The following is a 17413-nucleotide window of genomic DNA, read 5'->3' on the forward strand; positions in this document are numbered from 1 at the left end:
GAATCTGTAACCGGTTGCAGAAACGATTCTCGGCGCGTAATTATTTAAAAAAAACGGAGGGTGTCATGGTGAAAATTCTATTGTGTTGTTCCGCAGGTATGTCAACCAGCATGGTCGTACAAAGAATGCAGAAAGCCGCTACGCAGCTGGGTTTAGAAGCCAAAATTGATGCCGTTGGCATGGAAGAGTTCAGTGAAAAAATCGCCGAGTATGACTGTTGTCTGCTAGGCCCGCAGATCAAATATAAGCTGGCAGATTTCGAACGTCAGGCACAGGAGTATCACAAACCGGTCACCGTCATTAACACCATGGATTACGGCATGTTAAATGGCGAAAAGATCCTGAAGTCGGCGCTCGCCCTGATTGATGCTAATAAGGGGGCATGATGAGTACACTGGCTGACTCCTTATTTGGTGTGATTGAAAACCGCATCAGTCCGATTGCTGCGCGACTCTCATCGCAACGGCATGTGGTGGCGATCAAGGACGGATTTATTGCCTCGATGCCGTTCCTGATTGTCGGCTCATTCATGCTGCTGTTCTCACATCCTCCTTTCAGTCAGGACAGCCAATGGGGTTTCGCCCAGTGGTGGCTGGGCATGGTGAAACAGTACAACGACCAGCTGATGATGCCCTACAACATGACGATGGGCATCATGGCGGTGTTCATCACCGGCGCGATTGCCTATAACCTGGCGCAAAGCTACAAACTGAATGGCCTGATGGCGGCGCTGCTGTCGCTGATGACTTTTTTGGTGGTGGCTGCACCGGAAAAGAACGGCGCATTGTCCGTCGCTTCGCTGGGTGGAGAAGGGATATTCACCGCCATCCTGATCAGCTTGTACTGCACGGAAGTGATGCACTGGCTGGTGAAGTACAACATTGGTTTCAAACTGCCGGAACAGGTGCCACCGAAAATTCGTCAGTCCTTTGACCTGCTGATCCCCATCATGGTGATTTTCCTGACGCTCTACCCGCTGAACCTGTTTATGGAGAGCCACTTTGGCCTGTTGATTCCTCAGGCCATCATGTCAGTGTTTGCGCCAATTATCTCAGCAGCCGATTCACTGCCTGCGGTGCTCATCGCCGTATTGCTATGTCATTTGCTGTGGTTCGCCGGCATTCACGGCGCGGCGATTGTTGGCGGCATCCTGCAGGCATTCTGGCTGAGTAATCTGGGGCTGAACCAGGAAGCGTTAAATGCCGGGCAAGAGATCCCTAAAATCTTTATCGAGCCATTCTGGCAGTTCTTCATCACCGTAGGCGGATCGGGTGCCACCATGGGCCTGGTGATTCTCTATCTGCGCAGCCGCTCCGCGCATCTGCGCGCCATCGGCCGCCTCGGCTTTGTACCCGGTATGTTTAACATCAATGAGCCGATTATTTTCGGTTCACCGGTGGTGATGAATCCGCTGCTGTTTATTCCCTTTATCACCACGCCGTTGATCAACGCGGTTATCGCCTGGACCGCTACCCGTACCAACCTGATCAACCACGTCATTTCGCTGGCACCCTGGACCACGCCGGGACCGATTGGTGCCGCCTGGTCAACCGGCTGGGACTGGCGCGCAGTGGTGTTAGTCGCGTTCCTGATTTGTTTATCCACGCTGATTTATTACCCGTTCTTCAAAATGTATGAACGCCAACTGCTTGCGCAGGAAGAAGAGATGGCGCAGGAACAACTGGCTGAGGAGATGAAGTAATGCAAGAGATGCAGGAAATGGAAAGCACGGTGATGGAGCTGATCATTCATGCAGGGGAAGCCCGTTCATCATCGATGCAGGCACTGCAAGCGGCCCGAAAACACAACTGGCAGGAAGCCGATGCGTTGCTGGCAAGTGCACGAGATGCCGCGCGCGAAGCCCACAAAATTCAAACCGCGTTAATCGGTGCGGATGAAGGCTGCGGCAAAATTCCGGTCAACCTGATTATGGTGCATGCGCAGGATCATCTGATGAACGCTATGTTGTGTCGCGATTTAGTTGAAGAGCTGATCTATCTGCATCGTCAGGTGCAGGAGTTATCAAAAACCCACTTGCAGTAAGACGCAGTTAATCACATGAAAGGATGGATTATGTCTCAGTTACCGGCTGATTTTTTATGGGGCGGCGCCGTTGCCGCGCATCAGGTTGAAGGTGGATGGAACGAAGGCGGTAAAGGGCCGAGCATCGTCGATGTGTTGACGGGCGGAGCGCATGGCGTTGAACGTGAAATTACCAATGGCATTGTCGAGGGGAAACACTACCCCAATCATCAGGCCACCGATTTTTATCATCACTACAAAGACGATATCGCGTTGTTTGCCGAGATGGGTTTTAAGTGTTTTCGTACCTCGATTGCCTGGACACGCATCTTCCCGAAAGGCGATGAGCAACAACCTAACGAAGCGGGCCTGCAGTTCTACGACGACATGTTTGATGAGCTGCTCAAATATGGCATCGAACCGGTGATTACGCTGTCGCACTTCGAGATGCCATTGCATCTGGTGCAGCAATATGGCGGCTGGCTAAATCGTGAATTGATCGATCTCTTTGTGCGCTATAGCGAAGTGGTGATGAAGCGCTACAAAGGCAAAGTGAAATACTGGATGACCTTTAACGAGATCAACAACCAGCGTAACTGGCGGCGACCGCTATTTGGCTACAGCAACTCAGGCGTGATTTTCACCGATCATGAGAAGCCGGAAGAGGTGATGTATCAGGTACTGCATCATCAGTTTGTGGCCAGTGCCAAAGTGGTGAAGCTGGGGCATCAAATCAATCCTGAATTCAAGATCGGTTGCATGCTGGCGATGGTGCCGCTGTATCCGTGGTCATGCCATCCTGATGACGTAATGTATGCGCAAAAGTCGATGCAGGAACGTTATCTGTTTGGCGATGTGCACATGCGCGGTGCCTATCCTTCGTACATTTTGAAAGAGTGGGAACTGCGCGGATTTCACATTGAGATGGCGCCGGAAGATGCACAAACGCTGCGAGAAGGCTGCACCGACTATCTCGGCTTTAGCTATTACATGAGTAACGCCGTGGAGTATGCCAGCGCGACCCGCATGGACAGCGCACTCGAAGCATTCCCCGGCAGCCGAAAAAATCCGCATGTGCAGGCGTCAGATTGGGGATGGCAGATCGATCCCGTCGGTCTGCGCTACACGCTAAATGCGCTGTATGAGCGTTATCAGAAGCCGCTGTTTATTGTGGAAAATGGGTTTGGCGCCGTCGATCAACGTGAGGCCAACGGCGAGGTCAATGATGACTATCGTATTGCCTACCTGCGTGAACACATCGAGCAAATGAAAAAAGCCGTACTGGAAGATGGCGTGGATTTAATGGGCTTCACGCCCTGGGGCTGTCTCGACTGTGTCTCTTTTGGCACCGGCCAATACAGCAAACGCTACGGCTTTATTTACGTCAACCGTAATGACGATCAAACCGGCGATTTTTCGCGCTCGAAGAAAAAGAGTTTTGCCTGGTATAAAAAGGTCATCGCCTCACAAGGTGAAGCGCTTTAATTCGGATTGCCCGGGCAGGAAGCCCGGGTAAATCAGAGTTGTCATCTCTTCGGCAGTGAATATCCTTTCCAGCCTGCGCAGGCAGGCTGAATAAATAACATAAACCTGAGCCAGGAAAAATATCATCCATGCGGTGAGGCGCAATGCTGCCTGAAACGGCGCTTTTAACTCACCTGATTGCAACCAAACGGAGTTATATCCTATGCCAAATAAGATCAAGATTGTCACTATCGGTGGGGGTTCCAGCTATATGCCTGAGTTGATTGAAGGACTTATCCTGCGTCAGGAGCAGTTACCGATTGCCGAGTTGTGGCTGGTCGATATTGAGGACGGCGCAGAGAAGATGGAAATCGTTGGCAGTATGGCAAAACGCATGATCGCGGCTGCCAAACTCGACTGGCAGGTGCATCTTTCTCTCGATCGCAAGGAAGCGTTAAAGGATGCGGATTACGTGACCACCCAGTTCCGCGTGGGGTTGCTGGATGCACGCTTAAAAGACGAAGTGATCCCATTAGCTAATGGTTTACTGGGGCAGGAAACTAACGGCCCGGGCGGGATATTTAAAGCGTTTCGCACGGTGCCGGTGATTCTCGACATTATCGAAGACATGCGTCAATTGTGCCCCAACGCCTGGCTGGTGGATTTCACCAATCCGGCAGGTATGGTGACAGAAGCGGCGATTAAATATGGCAAGTGGGAAAAAACCGTTGGCCTGTGCAATGTGCCGTTCGGCCATATCACTCAGGCATGCAGCGTGCTCGGTGCGGAAGAGAAAGATCTCAATTTCAAGTTTGCCGGGCTCAATCATTTCCACTGGCATCGCGTCTGGGATCAGCAGGGCAATGAACGCACCGCCGAACTGATTGATAAAATCTATTCCCCAGACCAGCAGGAAAAAAGCGATGAAGGGCTGAAAAATATTCATCAGATTCCTTTTAACTACGATCAGGTAAAACATCTTGGCCTGCTGCCCTGCGGTTATCACCGCTATTACTATTTGCAGGAACCGATGCTCGCTCATGCCATCGAAGAGTTCGAACAGTATGAAACGCGTGCTGAAGTGGTGAAGAAAACCGAAGCGCGGCTGTTCGAGTTATATAAAGACGTCAATCTTAACTACAAGCCTGAAGAGTTAAGTCAGCGGGGCGGGGCGCATTACAGCGATGCGGCTTGCGATCTCATTGCATCGATTCAAAATAACAGCGGAAAATTAATGGTGGTCTCAACACGCAATAATGGCGCGATTGCCGATTTACCGTTTGATTGCGTGGTAGAAGTCACCGCTGCGATTACTTCTCATGGCGCAGAACCGCTGCGTTGGGGAGCGTTACCGCCTGCGGCGCGCGGCATGATTCAGTTAATGAAAGCCATGGAGGAAACGGTGATTGAAGCCGCCGTTAGCGGAGATTACGGTGCGGCATTACACGCTTTCACCATTAATCCGCTGATTCCGGCGGGCGACACGGCGATAAAAGTGCTGGATCAATTGTTGTATGCCCATAAAGCCTATTTGCCGAAGTTCGCCAGCAAAATTGCGGAGATTGAGCAGACAAAACCGGAGATCGTTACCTTCGTCGATCAGTTACTGGCCGACAGGCAAGCGCACGCGCATAAGGGTTGATGAGGTTTTATCAGGATCGAATGAGGCAGGCAGGAGACTGAAGACGGTGCCCGTTTGAACATCGCTGGGCACCGGGAAAAGCACTCACCGTCCTGTTGGGCGGTGAGTGGATCAGCATTACGCGGTGAGTTCGTTACGTACGATAGCTGCACCCGCGCTCAAGGCTTCCAACTTACCTCTGGCAACACGGCGCGACAGTGGCGTCATACCGCAGTTAGTAGAAGGATAAAGCTTATCGGCGTCGACAAACTGCAGTGCTTTACGCAAGGTATCAGCGACTTCTTCCGCAGTTTCAATAGTGTTGGTCGCCACATCAATGGCACCGACCATGACTTTTTTGCCACGAATCAGCTCAATCAGATCCATTGGCACGCGCGAATTCTGCGCTTCCAGTGAAATGATATCGATAGAAGACTTTTGCAGTTTAGGGAACACTTCTTCGTACTGACGCCACTCAGTGCCGAGGGTCTTTTTCCAGTCAGTGTTCGCTTTAATGCCGTAGCCGTAGCAAATGTGCACGGCGGTTTCGCACTTCAGACCTTCAACGGCTCTTTCCAGTGCGGCGATGCCCCAGTCATTCACTTCATCGAAGAACACGTTAAATGCGGGTTCATCAAACTGAATAATATCAACACCGGCTGCTTCTAACTCTTTGGCTTCCTGGTTAAGAATTTTGGCAAATTCCCAGGCGAGTTTTTCACGGCTTTTGTAGTGACCATCATAAAGCGTATCGATCATGGTCATTGGGCCTGGCAGAGCCCACTTAATCTGTTGTTTGGTTTGCTGGCGCAGGAATTTAGCATCTTCAACAAACACTGGTTTTTTACGTACGACTTCACCGATCACGCTCGGCACGCTGGCGTCATAGCGATTGCGAATTTTCACAATCTCACGCTTTTCAAAATCAACGCCGCTGAGATGCTCAATAAAGGTGGTGACGAAGTGCTGGCGCGTTTGCTCGCCATCACTGACGATATCAATACCCGCTAATTGCTGATCCTGCAGGGATAACAGCAGGGCATCTCTTTTGCCCTCGGCTAATTCATCACCCTGCAATTTCCATGGCGACCACAGCGTTTCAGGTTGAGCAAGCCAGGCCGGTTTCGGTAAGCTTCCTGCCGTTGAAGTAGGCAATAACAATTTCATAATCAATAACCTTTTATTTTGGCTTAATCAAAGAACGTAATGTGCAGACCACTGCTCAAGAATGTCTTGATAGGGTTTGATGAAGTGCTCTTCCGTATACTTCCCCTGCTCAATTGCCAACCGGCTGCGTTCTTCTCGATCGTAAACAATGCGCGTTAATGAATGGTCGCCATGTGTCAGGCTTGGCTGATAGCACTGGCCTGCGGCAGAGTTGGCATTGTAAATTTCCGGGCGGTAAATCTTCTGGAACGTCTCCATGGTGCTGATGGTGCCGATCAGTTCCAGATCCGTGTAATCATTCAGCAAGTCACCGGTGAAATAGAAAGCTAATGGCGCGACGCTGTTTTCAGGCATGAAGTAGCGCGCCTGCAATCCCATTTTGCCGAAGTAATGGTCGGTGAGGGACAGCTCATCTTGCTTGTATTCATAGCCCAACACCGGATGCTGATAGTCAGTGCGGTGATAGGTGTTCTTGCTCGATACGCTCAGGCAGATCACCGGCTTTTTATTAAAGCGTTCCTGATAGGCCGCCGAGTTGACGAAGCTTTTAAAGATGTTGCCGTGCAGATCACCGAAACCTTCCGGCAGGCTGAAACCGGAGTTATTGTTATTCGCCGCCAGCAGACGCACGCTGAAATCGTAATCACGCACGTAGGACGAGAAGTTATTGCCTACGATGCCATCGGTACGCTGCTGAGTTTTGCGATCAACAATATTGGTTTTCAGGATTTCGATCACCGGGAAGGTTTTGCCATTGCCTTCAATATCAATTTCCGCAGAAATGATTTCCAGCTCAACAGCATAACGATCGCCTTTTGGGTTGTCCGCGTGCGCCAGAGAGTTGAAACGGTTGTTCATCATCATTAAGGCATTGCGCAAGTTCTGCTGGCGATGGGTTCCACGCGCCAGGTTAGCAAAGTTCGTGGTGATGCGCGTATTTTCAGATGGATTGTAATTCTCATCGAAAACGCTGCTCTTAATTGAAAATGCAAAATCGTTGCTCATGATGCTCGGGTATCCTGATTTCAGCTGCAAAACCTTTCCGGCTTTAGGCGGGTAGACCTGATACTGCGGCCTATCACCTGCGGTAGATTTCACATTGTCTTAAGTCAATAACAATGCGAATTTTATGCCAGAGTCACTCGGTGATTGAAAGTGATTAAACTTCAAAGCTGCATGAGCCAATTTCATGATCGGGTTCACACTCTGGAGCAGGGTGGTCAGAAGGGGGATTTTTTGCGGAAAAGCGAGCGTTGAATGTTTGTTAGGCCAGCGATAAAAGCGATGTGATGGCCAACACGCCCGGAGGGCAATGCGGAAGAATCTACCTAATGGGAAATAAAAAATCCACGCCAGGCGTGGATTTTTTTGGCTGAATTTAATTCAACAGGGTCAAATCATCGACTTGAAGATTAGACGTTGAACAGGAAGTTCATCACGTCGCCATCTTTCACGATGTACTCTTTACCTTCTGAACGCATCTTGCCGGCTTCTTTCGCGCCTTGCTCACCTTTGTAGGTCACAAAGTCATCAAACGCGATGGTCTGCGCACGGATAAAGCCTTTCTCGAAGTCGGTATGAATTTTACCGGCAGCCTGCGGCGCGGTCGCGCCCACTGGGATGGTCCATGCACGTACTTCTTTCACGCCAGCGGTGAAGTAAGTTTGCAGGTTGAGCAGGGCATAACCTGCACGGATCACGCGGTTCAGACCTGGTTCTTCCAGACCCAATTCCGCCATGAACTCATCACGCTCTTCGTCATCCAGCTCAGCGATGTCGGATTCAACGGCTGCACATACCGGCACCACCACTGAACCTTCGGCTTCTGCAATCGCACGCACCTGATCAAGGTACGGGTTGTTTTCAAAACCGTCCTCGTTGACGTTGGCGATGTACATGGTGGGCTTCAGGGTCAGGAAGCTCAGGTAGCGAATGGCCGCTTTCTCGTCTGCATCCAGTTTCAGCGCGCGTAACATGCCCGCTTCGGACAGATGCGGCAGGCACTTCTCTAATGCAGCCAGCTCAGCTTTAGCATCTTTGTCGCCGCCTTTGGCTTTCTTCTGACAACGCTGAATGGCACGTTCACAGGTATCCAGATCGGACAGCGCCAGCTCAGTGTTGATAACGTCAATATCTTCCGCCGGGTTCACTTTGCCGGAAACGTGAATAATATTGTCGTTCTCGAAGCAACGCACCACGTGGCCGATAGCTTCGGTTTCACGGATGTTGGTCAGGAACTGGTTACCGAGGCCTTCACCTTTGGATGCGCCTTTCACCAGACCGGCGATATCGACGAATTCCATGGTGGTCGGCACAACACGCTGTGGCTTAACGATTTCGCTCAGCTGATCGAGGCGCAGATCGGGCATTGGCACCACACCGGTGTTAGGCTCGATGGTGCAGAACGGAAAGTTGGCTGCTTCGATACCCGCTTTAGTCAGCGCGTTGAACAGGGTGGATTTACCGACGTTCGGCAGGCCCACAATACCGCATTTAAATCCCATGGTCTGATTACCTTTCTCACTGAGTGTACGGCACTGGCTGGCAGCGCCGACAGATTCAAAAAATTTCGCGCATTATACACAGAATTGCCTTCTGCGGCGCGGGAATTGGGCTTAGCCAGCCTTGAACGCATGCAGGCGGTTCATCGCCTTGATTTTGTCTTCTTTCAGCCACAGTTCTGTGCAGCGCACCGCTTCATCCACGGCATCGTCAATCAGTTTTTGCTCGCTGGCAGGCGGTTTGCCCAACACGAAGCCGGTAACCTTATTGCGATCGCCGGGATGACCGATGCCAACCCGCAGGCGATGGAAATTATTGTTATTGCCCAGCTTACTGATGATGTCTTTGAGACCGTTATGCCCGCCATGACCACCGCCCTGTTTGAATTTGGCGATGCCAGGAGGCAGATCCAGTTCATCGTGTGCCACTAAGATCTCTTCTGGTGCGATGCGATAAAAGGTCGCCATTGCCGCAACCGCTTTGCCACTCAGGTTCATAAAAGTAGTGGGCACCAGCAAACGGACATCTTCACCCGCCAGAGACAGGCGTGCAGTGTAGCCGTAGAATTTCGGCTCCTCTTTCAATGACTGATTGTTCCGGTCGGCCAGCAAATCCACATACCAGGCACCTGCGTTATGGCGCGTTGCGGCGTATTCAGCGCCGGGATTGGCCAGCCCCACAATCAGTTTAATGCTGCTCACGATGTTTATCCTGTCTTGCTGCGGAAAGGGCGATAGTTTACTGCCTGCAAGCGGCGATGACAAAGGGTGCTGAGTACAGATGATACCTCTTCGTGACTTATCAATTTCTATCGAAATCAAGCCTCTGGCCGTAAAGAAATGTCAGAGATTGTGAAGGATGTGTGATCCTGTACGCAACTTAACCGGCAGTCATTGCCTAAACTTATGACAAGTTAACCATACGTGCTGTTTTGCTTTTTCATAAGGATGGAGGTGAATCATGAAACGTCAACAATGCCGCTATTTAGGTAATGGCCTGATGTGTTTAGGTTTACTGACGATGGTATTAGGCGTCGGCTATTCCATTATTAATCAGCTGCCTGCGTTAAATCTGCCGCAGTTCCTCGCACATGGTGCCATGTTCAGCATCTTTGTCGGGGCACTGCTGTGGCTGGTGGGGGCACGTGTCAGCGGACGTGAGCGTGTCGAAGACCGCTACTTTTGGTTACGCCATTACGGTGACAAACGCTGCCGCCGCAATCACTCTTCACATTAAGAGAGAGCGGCTTCCTGCACCGGCTGTAACTGCACAAAATAACGTTCGACGCGGTTACGGCCACTGGCTTTTGCACGGTATAACGCTTCGTCCGCCAGGCCGAGTAAAATCGGGAAGGTGTGATCGCGATGGTTAGCGGTAGCATAGCCAATACTCACGGTATAGCAGACGTCGTTGGGCTGCGACAGCTGTGTCGCCAGACGGATACGCTCACACACCCGTTCTGCATCCTCGCTATTGCCCGGCAGAATCGCCGCAAACTCTTCACCGCCCAGACGGGCAAAATGAGCTTCTGCGGGCAGCAACGCCTGCACCACCTGACAAAAATCGATTAATACGCGGTCACCTTGCAGATGGCCGTAACGATCGTTGATGCCTTTGAAATGGTCGAGATCAAACAGCACAGCGGTGTAAACCAGCGGTTGGGGATTTCGCGTGTTACGCACCACTAATCTGTCGGCTTGCTCGAACAGGGCGCGACGATTCCAGACGCTGGTCAGGGGATCGTGAAGCGAGGCTCGTTTGTGAGCTATTTGCGTGCGCTCATTGACCATCGCCAGAATGGTAAACGTCAGGCCAATCACAAACAGAATGGATTCTAGAATCACGTACACCGAAAAACTGGAACCGGCTATCGCGCCGCGCACCGGCGTAGCGATGGCGTCATCCAGGAAAATGCGCGCCACGTGAAACAGCAGATGGATCCACAGCAACATCTGCGCCGGCCAAAAGGTCACCTGCAGTGCATCGCGCGATTGCCACAACAGGCGAATCAGGGCACCGGTGTAAATAATGCAAAGCAGACATATGACTAAAACGCGTTTAGGTTGGCTGGCGTAAAACTGCGGGAACGCGCAGAGAATGGCCCATAACAATGCAGCCGCTAACCAGCTGAATCCGAGAAGTTTATTGCAGAATGCTCGAAAAGCGTTCAGCAGATTACCATAGGCCAGCATCATCACCACGTTGCCGACAGCGATGGGAAGAAAAACAAAACCAGCACTGCGCAGGCTGCTGAGAAACACCGCTGTCAGGGTCAATGTGAGCGCCAGCGTAGTGAACCCCAGCACGCGATCGTACTGCGCACCCACCCAGGCGAACACCAAAATAATGCTCAAAAAACCCAGCACATAGAGCTCGCAAACAAATAGTGTGTAAATGTCGAGAGTCATAGTGGTCGGAGTTCTCAGAAAAAAGTGTGGAGAAAAATACCACTAATCAATGGCCCGCTAAAGTGCAGCATCGCGTGTCGAATGAAAAGAGTGTAAGGCAGGGAGAATAGCGAGTTTTAACGAAATTTATCGCGAAAATATCTGTAGCGAGAGCGGCTTAATCGGTAAATGAAGCGGATTGTTGGGAATAAAAAACCGGGCGCGGGGCCCGGTTTCATGCAATGTATTAATGTTCGAACATTGCGGAGATGGACTCTTCGTTACTGATACGGCGAATCGCTTCGGCCAGCATGCCAGAGAGCGTTAAGGTACGCACGATTGGCAGGGCTTTCATCTCGTCTGACAGCGGAATGGTGTCGCACACGATAACCTGATCGATCACTGACTTACGCAGGTTTTCGACCGCGTTACCAGAGAAGATGGGGTGAGTCGCATAAGCGAAGACACGTTTCGCGCCGCGCTCTTTCAACGCTTCAGCTGCTTTGCACAGCGTACCGCCGGTGTCGATCATATCGTCGACCAGTACACAGTCACGACCTGCCACGTCACCGATGATGTGCATCACCTGAGAAACGTTCGCACGCGGGCGACGTTTATCGATGATAGCCATATCAGTGTCATTGAGCAGCTTAGCAATAGCACGCGCACGCACGACGCCGCCGATGTCCGGGGAAACCACAATCGGGTTTTCCAGGCCAATCTGCAGCATATCTTCCAGCAGGATTGGGCTACCGAACACGTTATCAACCGGGACATCGAAGAAGCCCTGAATCTGTTCGGCGTGCAAATCAACCGTCAGAACACGGTCAACACCCACGCTGGAGAGGAAATCGGCAACCACTTTGGCGGTGATAGGCACACGAGCAGAACGCACGCGGCGGTCCTGACGGGCATAACCAAAGTAAGGGATAACAGCAGTAATACGACCAGCAGAAGCCCGACGCAACGCGTCGACCATCACAACCAGCTCCATCAGATTATCATTGGTGGGGGCACAGGTGGACTGGATGATGAAAATATCACCACCGCGTACATTTTCGTTGATCTGTACACTTACTTCACCATCGCTGAAACGGCCGACAGCGGCGTCTCCGAGGCTAGTGTAAAGGCGGTTGGCAATACGTTGTGCTAGTTCCGGGGTGGCGTTACCAGCAAATAGCTTCATATCAGGCACGAGAAGAACCTCAGGCTTGGCGTCCAGAGAATGAACGTTTCAAAAGTAACCGGCGAATACTTTTGAAGTCGTTCATACGGGTGTGTTAATGCGTCACGTGCAGTGCCTGGAACAGGGTGGCACTGTCACGCAAACGCTTAGAGCCCGGAAAGGGTGCGTTGCAACGGCGAGATATTAAGCCCGCGCGCCACAAATCCGCAAATCCATTTCGGGGCAAGCTCCAGCACCTGACGAGCAGCGGATTCGGTGCTAAATTCAGCAAATACACAAGATCCGGTCCCAGTCAGGCGCGACGGCGCGTATTCTAGCAGCCAGGAAAGCAGCGCATCAACCTCGCGAAAACGTTTTCTTGCCACAGCTTCACAATCATTGTGAAAAGGACGCTGTAACAGTTCATCTAATGTGCGTATCGGTGAATTGCGCGTCAAGTCAGGATCGCGAAAGATATCCGGCGTGCCGATGCTAATACCAGGATGTGCCACCAGATACCATTTTTCTTCAGGTTCAGCAGGCTGAATCTCCTCGCCAACCCCTTCGGCAAAGGCGGCGTGCCCACGCACGAACACCGGAACATCAGCACCAAGCTGCACGCCAAGGGTGGCTAACTCATCCACGCTTAGCCCGGTTTGCCATAAATGGTTCAGCGCCACCAGCACGGTCGCGGCATCGGAAGAGCCTCCGCCCAGTCCGCCGCCCATCGGCAGGCGTTTTTCCAGGGCTATCTGCACCCCCGAGTTTTCCGGCAGCGTACCGCGAGCGGCTGCTGCTTGCTGTAACATCTGCGCCGCCCGCACGATCAGGTTGTCGTCATCGGCGACGCCCGCTAACGGCGTCAGCAGCGTAATGTTCCCACTGCTGTTAGGCGTGATCTCAAGCGTGTCGCCGTGATCAAGAAACTGAAACAGCGTTTGCAGATTGTGGTAGCCGTCAGCGCGACGGCCCGTAATGTAGAGAAACAGATTCAGTTTTGCCGGAGCAGGCCAGGTGGTGATCATTGCGTGGTCCAGCTATCCATGCGCAGTTTGATACGCTGACCACCTTCTGTCAGTTCCAGGTTGGCCGGCAGCGGTGGATTCACTTTGCTGTCGTAATCAGAGATGTTCACTTTCCACTGCTGGCCATTACGGCTGTAATTCACACTCTGCAACTGATAGCTGCTATTGAGCTGATAATCCGTGGCATCACCCGGCAGACCCATCATCCACTGACGCAGATTCGCCAGCGGAATATCCATGCCGGTCAACTGTGAAATCATCTTCTCAGCGTCATTGCTCACATAGCGCTTGCCTTTGTTATCGACAATTTGCACCACCGACCCCTGCGCATCCAGCTGCAACTCGGTGCTGCCCAGCGGATTGGTTAACAACAGACGATAGCGATCGGCGGCGGTTTGCTGCCAGTTAAAGCGCGCATAGACTTTTTGCTTATCGGAAAGATAGGCAAAAGCGCCACGCGTTTGATATTGGGTGATTTTCTCAACGGCTTGTTGATGCTGCTGCCATTGCGGTGAGGTGGTGCTGGGGCCAGGACCTTGTGGTTTGTTGATGCTACAAGCAGCCAGCAATACGCTGGCAAGGGGCAAAAGGCGCAACAGCTTGCGCGGGGGCAAATGCATCACGTGGTCGTCTCCTCAGACACGTTTTTACTTCGTAACCGATAACGCTAACCATCCAATACTATGCCGTCAATGCCGATGTAAGGATAATTGCGCACGATCAGTTTAATCTTATTACAGTCATAGCCTTTGTATGGCTTTTCTTGATCTGTGGCATCTTGTAGAATGCGCTTCACAAAGCCCTGACAAATATTGGGACATCCCAACCCGAATCACCATGACGCTGCTTGCTCTCGGAATCAACCACAAAACCGCACCTGTTGCGCTGCGCGAACGCGTTGCGTTTCTGCCAGACACGCTGGATCAGGCTCTGAATAGCCTGTTGTCCCAGCCGATGGTTCAGAGTGGTGTGGTGCTCTCAACCTGTAATCGTACTGAACTTTACCTCAGCGTAGAGCAGCAGACAGATTTGCAGGAGAGGTTAGTGCGCTGGTTGTGCGAGTATCACGATCTGCGTGAAGAGGATGTCCGTGCCAGCCTTTACTGGCATCAGGACAACGCCGCCGTCAGCCATCTGATGCGCGTTGCCAGCGGTCTTGACTCGCTGGTATTGGGCGAACCGCAAATTCTCGGCCAGGTTAAAAAGGCCCATGCTGATTCTTCGCGTGACCATGCGCTAAGCAGCGAGCTGGAGCGCATGTTCCAGAAGACCTTTTCCGTCGCTAAACGTGTTCGCACCGAAACTGAAATCGGTGCCAGCGCGGTCTCTGTCGCCTTCGCCGCCTGTTCTCTGGCGCGTCAAATCTTCGAATCACTCAGCACGGTCAACGTGTTGCTGGTGGGCGCCGGGGAAACCATCGAGTTAGTGGCGCGTCATCTGCGTGAACACAAAGTGCAGAAGTTGATGATTGCCAACCGCACCCGCGAGCGTGCGCAGCTGCTGGCCGATGAAGTGGGCGCAGAAGTGATTGGGTTGGGTGATATTGAAACCCGTCTGGCCGATGCGGATATCATTATTTCTTCTACTGCCAGCCCGCTGCCGATTATTGGCAAAGGCATGGTGGAGCGCGCCTTGAAAGCACGTCGCAACCAGCCGATGCTGCTGGTGGATATCGCCGTACCGCGTGATGTCGAACCTGAAGTGGGTAAACTGGCGAACGCCTATTTGTACAGCGTCGATGATCTGCAAGCGATCATCGAGCAGAATATGGCACAACGCAAAGCCGCTGCAGTCCAGGCCGAAAGCATAGTTGTGCAGGAAAGTGGCGAATTTATGGCGTGGCTGCGTGCGCAAAGCGCGGGCGACACCATTCGCGAATATCGTTCACAAGCTGACGACGTGCGTGCCGAGTTGCAGGAGCGTGCGATTGCCGCGCTGCGTCAGGGCGCGGATGCCGAGAAAGTCTTGCAAGAGTTAGCGCACAAGCTGACCAACCGTCTGATTCATGCACCAACCAAATCACTGCAGCAGGCCGCGCGCGATGGCGACAGCGAACGCCTGCAGATCTTACGTGACAGCCTCGGTTTAGAGTAATCTGGTCTGTCACGACCTATCACTGGGATACCCTCTATTACATGAAGAGCTCTATTGTTGCCAAGCTGGAAGCCCTCCAGGAACGCCACGAAGAAGTTGAAGCGTTGCTGGGCGATGCCGGCGTCATTGGCGATCAGGAACGTTTTCGCGCCTTATCACGCGAATATGCACAGTTGACCGATGTGACCCGTTGCTTCCGCGACTGGCAGCAGGTGCAGGAAGATATCGAAACAGCTGAAATGATGCTCGACGATCCTGAAATGCGTGAAATGGCTAACGAAGAGTTAAAAATTTCGCGTGAGAAGCGTGAAGTGCTGGAACAACAGCTTCAGGTGCTGCTGCTGCCAAAAGATCCCGATGATGAACGTTCGTGCTTTGTGGAAGTGCGCGCCGGAACCGGCGGAGATGAAGCGGCAATTTTCGCAGGCGATCTGTTCCGTATGTACAGCCGTTATGCCGAAGCACGCCGCTGGCAGGTCGAGATCATTAGCGCCAACGAAGGCGAGCACGGCGGCTACAAAGAAGTTATCGCCCGAATTAATGGTGAAGGCGCTTACGGTCGTTTGAAATTCGAATCCGGCGGTCATCGCGTTCAGCGCGTCCCGGAAACCGAATCTCAGGGCCGTATTCATACCTCTGCCTGCACCGTGGCGGTGATGCCAGAATTGCCGGAAGCAGAAATGCCGGAAATCAACGCGGGCGATCTGAAGATCGATACCTTCCGCTCCTCAGGTGCCGGTGGTCAGCACGTTAACACCACCGACTCAGCGATTCGTATTACCCACTTGCCCACCGGTATTGTGGTTGAGTGTCAGGACGAACGTTCCCAGCACAAAAACAAAGCCAAAGCGCTGGCAGTATTGGGTGCGCGTATTCATGCCGCCGAGACCGCCAAGCGTAATGCGGCAGAAGCCTCAACCCGTCGCAACCTGTTGGGCAGCGGCGACCGTTCGGACCGTAACCGCACTTACAACTTCCCGCAGGGTCGTGTTACCGATCATCGTATCAACCTGACGCTGTACCGCCTGGATGAAACCATGGAAGGCAAGCTGGATACGTTGATCGAGCCGATTGTGCAGGAGTATCAGGCCGATCAGCTGGCCGCGCTGGCTGGACAAGACTGATGATGATTCGCCACTGGCTCAAGCACGCAGTGGTCGCGCTCTGTGGCGGAGACAGCCCGAAACGGGATGCGGAGATTTTGCTGGGTTTTGTTACTGGAAAATCACGCAGCTGGCTGGTGGCGTTTGACGATCATGAACTCGACGCTACTCAGCTTGCCGAACTTGATGCGCTGCTGGCGCGTCGGCTGAAAGGCGAACCGATTGCGCATCTGGTGGGCGAGCGTGAGTTTTGGTCGCTGCCGTTGCGCGTCAATGATGCCACCTTGATTCCACGACCGGACACCGAAGTGCTGGTGGAACAGGCGCTCTTACGTATTCCCGCAACACCGTCCTCCTTGCTCGATCTTGGCACTGGCACCGGAGCTATCGCGTTAGCGCTGGCGAGTGAGCGTCCTGACTGCCAGGTGTTGGGCTGCGACCGTATCCCAGCAGCCGTGGCGCTGGCGGAAGAGAATGCTCAGCGGTTGCACATTAGCAATGCGCGTTTCCAGCTCAGCCACTGGTTTAATGACATTCCCGCCCAGCGTTTCGATGTCATCGTCAGTAATCCTCCTTATATCGACGCCGCCGATGAACATCTGCAGCAGGGCGATGTGCGCTTTGAACCGCTTAGCGCACTGGTGGCCGATGAAGCCGGGCTGGCCGATTTACGTTTGATTATTCACCGTGCCCCACAGTGGTTGCAGCCTGGCGGCTGGCTGTTGCTGGAGCACGGCTGGCAACAAGATGAAGCTGTGCGCGCCATCATGACGCAGCACGGCTATCAGCATGTCAGCAGCATTAACGATTATGGCGGCAATCCGCGCGTCACACTTGGGCAATTTTTTTGATTTAAGGAAGCA

General features: G+C 52.6%; 18 protein-coding genes. 9 read left to right on the forward strand and 9 right to left on the reverse strand.

Features of this window, described 5'->3' with window-relative positions:
- The first annotated feature begins 65 nt into the window (after positions 1 to 65).
- The 4 genes from F3J37_RS05205 to F3J37_RS05220 are packed head-to-tail and all read left to right on the forward strand — an operon-like array spanning position 66 to position 3507.
- Positions 66 to 386 (forward strand): PTS sugar transporter subunit IIB, encoded by a 321-nt coding sequence (locus tag F3J37_RS05205; RefSeq protein WP_034824314.1) that lies wholly within the window; start codon positions 66 to 68, stop codon positions 384 to 386.
- Positions 386 to 1702 carry a PTS sugar transporter subunit IIC gene (locus F3J37_RS05210; RefSeq protein ID WP_034824306.1) on the forward strand — a complete coding sequence of 439 codons (1317 nt, stop codon included), beginning with the start codon at positions 386 to 388 and terminating at the stop codon, positions 1700 to 1702. The genes F3J37_RS05205 and F3J37_RS05210 overlap by 1 nt, the downstream gene beginning before the upstream one ends.
- Positions 1703 to 1710: 8 nt before the next feature.
- The gene (locus F3J37_RS05215) at positions 1711 to 2043 is read left to right on the forward strand and encodes a PTS lactose/cellobiose transporter subunit IIA (protein WP_160832839.1); all 333 of its coding nucleotides are present in this window, start codon (positions 1711 to 1713) and stop codon (positions 2041 to 2043) included.
- 30 nt (positions 2044 to 2073) lie between these two features.
- Entirely contained in the window at positions 2074 to 3507 is a 1434-nt protein-coding gene (locus F3J37_RS05220; RefSeq protein WP_166932240.1) for a 6-phospho-beta-glucosidase, read from the forward strand.
- Here F3J37_RS05220 and F3J37_RS05225 read toward each other — a convergent pair.
- Positions 3487 to 3735 (reverse strand): hypothetical protein, encoded by a 249-nt coding sequence (locus F3J37_RS05225; protein WP_166932242.1) that lies wholly within the window; start codon positions 3733 to 3735, stop codon positions 3487 to 3489. The genes F3J37_RS05220 and F3J37_RS05225 overlap by 21 nt on opposite strands.
- On the opposite strand from F3J37_RS05225, the gene F3J37_RS05230 reads away from it, so the two are divergent.
- On the forward strand, positions 3710 to 5128 hold the full coding sequence (locus tag F3J37_RS05230; RefSeq protein ID WP_166932243.1) for a 6-phospho-beta-glucosidase: 1419 nt from the start codon (positions 3710 to 3712) through the stop codon (positions 5126 to 5128). The two genes, F3J37_RS05225 and F3J37_RS05230, sit on opposite strands and share 26 nt — an antisense overlap.
- Positions 5129 to 5245: 117 nt before the next feature.
- Here the strand turns inward: F3J37_RS05230 and F3J37_RS05235 are convergent, their stop codons facing one another.
- The 4 genes from F3J37_RS05235 to pth form a co-directional block, all read right to left on the reverse strand.
- Positions 5246 to 6274, reverse strand: coding sequence for a methionine synthase (locus tag F3J37_RS05235; RefSeq protein ID WP_097116825.1), 1029 nt, complete (start codon positions 6272 to 6274; stop codon positions 5246 to 5248).
- Positions 6275 to 6301: 27 nt separating this feature from the next.
- Complete coding sequence (locus tag F3J37_RS05240; RefSeq protein ID WP_166932245.1) at positions 6302 to 7279, reverse strand: DUF1852 domain-containing protein; 978 nt, start codon at positions 7277 to 7279, stop codon at positions 6302 to 6304.
- A 407-nt stretch (positions 7280 to 7686) separates the two neighbouring features.
- Positions 7687 to 8778, reverse strand: a complete 1092-nt coding sequence (gene ychF / locus F3J37_RS05245; RefSeq protein WP_034824290.1) for a redox-regulated ATPase YchF — start codon at positions 8776 to 8778, stop codon at positions 7687 to 7689.
- A 111-nt stretch (positions 8779 to 8889) separates the two neighbouring features.
- A complete protein-coding gene (gene pth / locus F3J37_RS05250; RefSeq protein ID WP_034824288.1) occupies positions 8890 to 9477 on the reverse strand; it encodes an aminoacyl-tRNA hydrolase in 588 nt (195 codons plus the stop codon).
- Positions 9478 to 9736: 259 nt separating this feature from the next.
- On the opposite strand from pth, the gene ychH reads away from it, so the two are divergent.
- On the forward strand, positions 9737 to 10012 hold the full coding sequence (ychH, locus tag F3J37_RS05255; RefSeq protein ID WP_034824286.1) for a stress-induced protein YchH: 276 nt from the start codon (positions 9737 to 9739) through the stop codon (positions 10010 to 10012).
- Here the strand turns inward: ychH and F3J37_RS05260 are convergent.
- The 4 genes from F3J37_RS05260 to lolB form a co-directional block, all read right to left on the reverse strand.
- On the reverse strand, positions 10009 to 11184 hold the full coding sequence (locus tag F3J37_RS05260) for a GGDEF domain-containing protein (protein ID WP_166932246.1): 1176 nt from the start codon (positions 11182 to 11184) through the stop codon (positions 10009 to 10011). The two genes, ychH and F3J37_RS05260, sit on opposite strands and share 4 nt — an antisense overlap.
- Before the next feature lie 226 nt (positions 11185 to 11410).
- A complete protein-coding gene (gene prs / locus F3J37_RS05265; RefSeq protein ID WP_034824282.1) occupies positions 11411 to 12358 on the reverse strand; it encodes a ribose-phosphate diphosphokinase in 948 nt (315 codons plus the stop codon).
- Between the two features lie 137 nt (positions 12359 to 12495).
- Positions 12496 to 13353, reverse strand: coding sequence for a 4-(cytidine 5'-diphospho)-2-C-methyl-D-erythritol kinase (ispE, locus tag F3J37_RS05270; RefSeq protein WP_166932248.1), 858 nt, complete (start codon positions 13351 to 13353; stop codon positions 12496 to 12498).
- Positions 13350 to 13973: a lipoprotein insertase outer membrane protein LolB gene (lolB, locus tag F3J37_RS05275; protein WP_034824277.1), complete on the reverse strand. Its 624-nt coding sequence runs from the start codon at positions 13971 to 13973 to the stop codon at positions 13350 to 13352. The genes ispE and lolB overlap by 4 nt, the downstream gene beginning before the upstream one ends.
- Before the next feature lie 217 nt (positions 13974 to 14190).
- Between lolB and hemA the strand changes: the two genes are divergently transcribed.
- From hemA to prmC, 3 genes are read left to right on the forward strand one after another with little or no spacing between them, the layout of a single operon-like run.
- On the forward strand, positions 14191 to 15447 hold the full coding sequence (gene hemA / locus F3J37_RS05280) for a glutamyl-tRNA reductase (RefSeq protein ID WP_038646436.1): 1257 nt from the start codon (positions 14191 to 14193) through the stop codon (positions 15445 to 15447).
- A gap of 41 nt (positions 15448 to 15488) precedes the next feature.
- Entirely contained in the window at positions 15489 to 16571 is a 1083-nt protein-coding gene (gene prfA / locus F3J37_RS05285) for a peptide chain release factor 1 (RefSeq protein WP_034824272.1), read from the forward strand.
- Positions 16571 to 17401: a peptide chain release factor N(5)-glutamine methyltransferase gene (prmC, locus tag F3J37_RS05290; protein ID WP_166932250.1), complete on the forward strand. Its 831-nt coding sequence runs from the start codon at positions 16571 to 16573 to the stop codon at positions 17399 to 17401. Before prfA ends, prmC begins: the two co-directional genes overlap by 1 nt.
- The last annotated feature ends 12 nt before the right edge of the window (positions 17402 to 17413 follow it).

Source organism: Candidatus Pantoea communis, from assembly GCF_011752685.1.
In the GTDB taxonomy this organism is placed as follows: Bacteria; Pseudomonadota; Gammaproteobacteria; order Enterobacterales; family Enterobacteriaceae; genus Pantoea; species Pantoea communis.

What these genes read in the sequence shown, in the direction of transcription:
- F3J37_RS05210 (WP_034824306.1), top strand. Translation starts at nt 386, where the DNA reads ATGAGTACACTGGCTGACTCCTTATTTGGTGTGATTGAAAACCGCATC.
- F3J37_RS05220 (WP_166932240.1), top strand. Translation starts at nt 2,074, where the DNA reads ATGTCTCAGTTACCGGCTGATTTTTTATGGGGCGGCGCCGTTGCCGCG.
- prfA (WP_034824272.1), top strand. Translation starts at nt 15,489, where the DNA reads ATGAAGAGCTCTATTGTTGCCAAGCTGGAAGCCCTCCAGGAACGCCAC.
- prmC (WP_166932250.1), top strand. Translation starts at nt 16,571, where the DNA reads ATGATGATTCGCCACTGGCTCAAGCACGCAGTGGTCGCGCTCTGTGGC.
- F3J37_RS05215 (WP_160832839.1), top strand. Translation starts at nt 1,711, where the DNA reads ATGCAGGAAATGGAAAGCACGGTGATGGAGCTGATCATTCATGCAGGG.
- F3J37_RS05230 (WP_166932243.1), top strand. Translation starts at nt 3,710, where the DNA reads ATGCCAAATAAGATCAAGATTGTCACTATCGGTGGGGGTTCCAGCTAT.
- lolB (WP_034824277.1), bottom strand. Translation starts at nt 13,973, where the DNA reads ATGCATTTGCCCCCGCGCAAGCTGTTGCGCCTTTTGCCCCTTGCCAGC.
- F3J37_RS05235 (WP_097116825.1), bottom strand. Translation starts at nt 6,274, where the DNA reads ATGAAATTGTTATTGCCTACTTCAACGGCAGGAAGCTTACCGAAACCG.
- ychH (WP_034824286.1), top strand. Translation starts at nt 9,737, where the DNA reads ATGAAACGTCAACAATGCCGCTATTTAGGTAATGGCCTGATGTGTTTA.
- hemA (WP_038646436.1), top strand. Translation starts at nt 14,191, where the DNA reads ATGACGCTGCTTGCTCTCGGAATCAACCACAAAACCGCACCTGTTGCG.
- F3J37_RS05240 (WP_166932245.1), bottom strand. Translation starts at nt 7,279, where the DNA reads ATGAGCAACGATTTTGCATTTTCAATTAAGAGCAGCGTTTTCGATGAG.
- ychF (WP_034824290.1), bottom strand. Translation starts at nt 8,778, where the DNA reads ATGGGATTTAAATGCGGTATTGTGGGCCTGCCGAACGTCGGTAAATCC.
- F3J37_RS05260 (WP_166932246.1), bottom strand. Translation starts at nt 11,184, where the DNA reads ATGACTCTCGACATTTACACACTATTTGTTTGCGAGCTCTATGTGCTG.
- ispE (WP_166932248.1), bottom strand. Translation starts at nt 13,353, where the DNA reads ATGATCACCACCTGGCCTGCTCCGGCAAAACTGAATCTGTTTCTCTAC.
- F3J37_RS05205 (WP_034824314.1), top strand. Translation starts at nt 66, where the DNA reads ATGGTGAAAATTCTATTGTGTTGTTCCGCAGGTATGTCAACCAGCATG.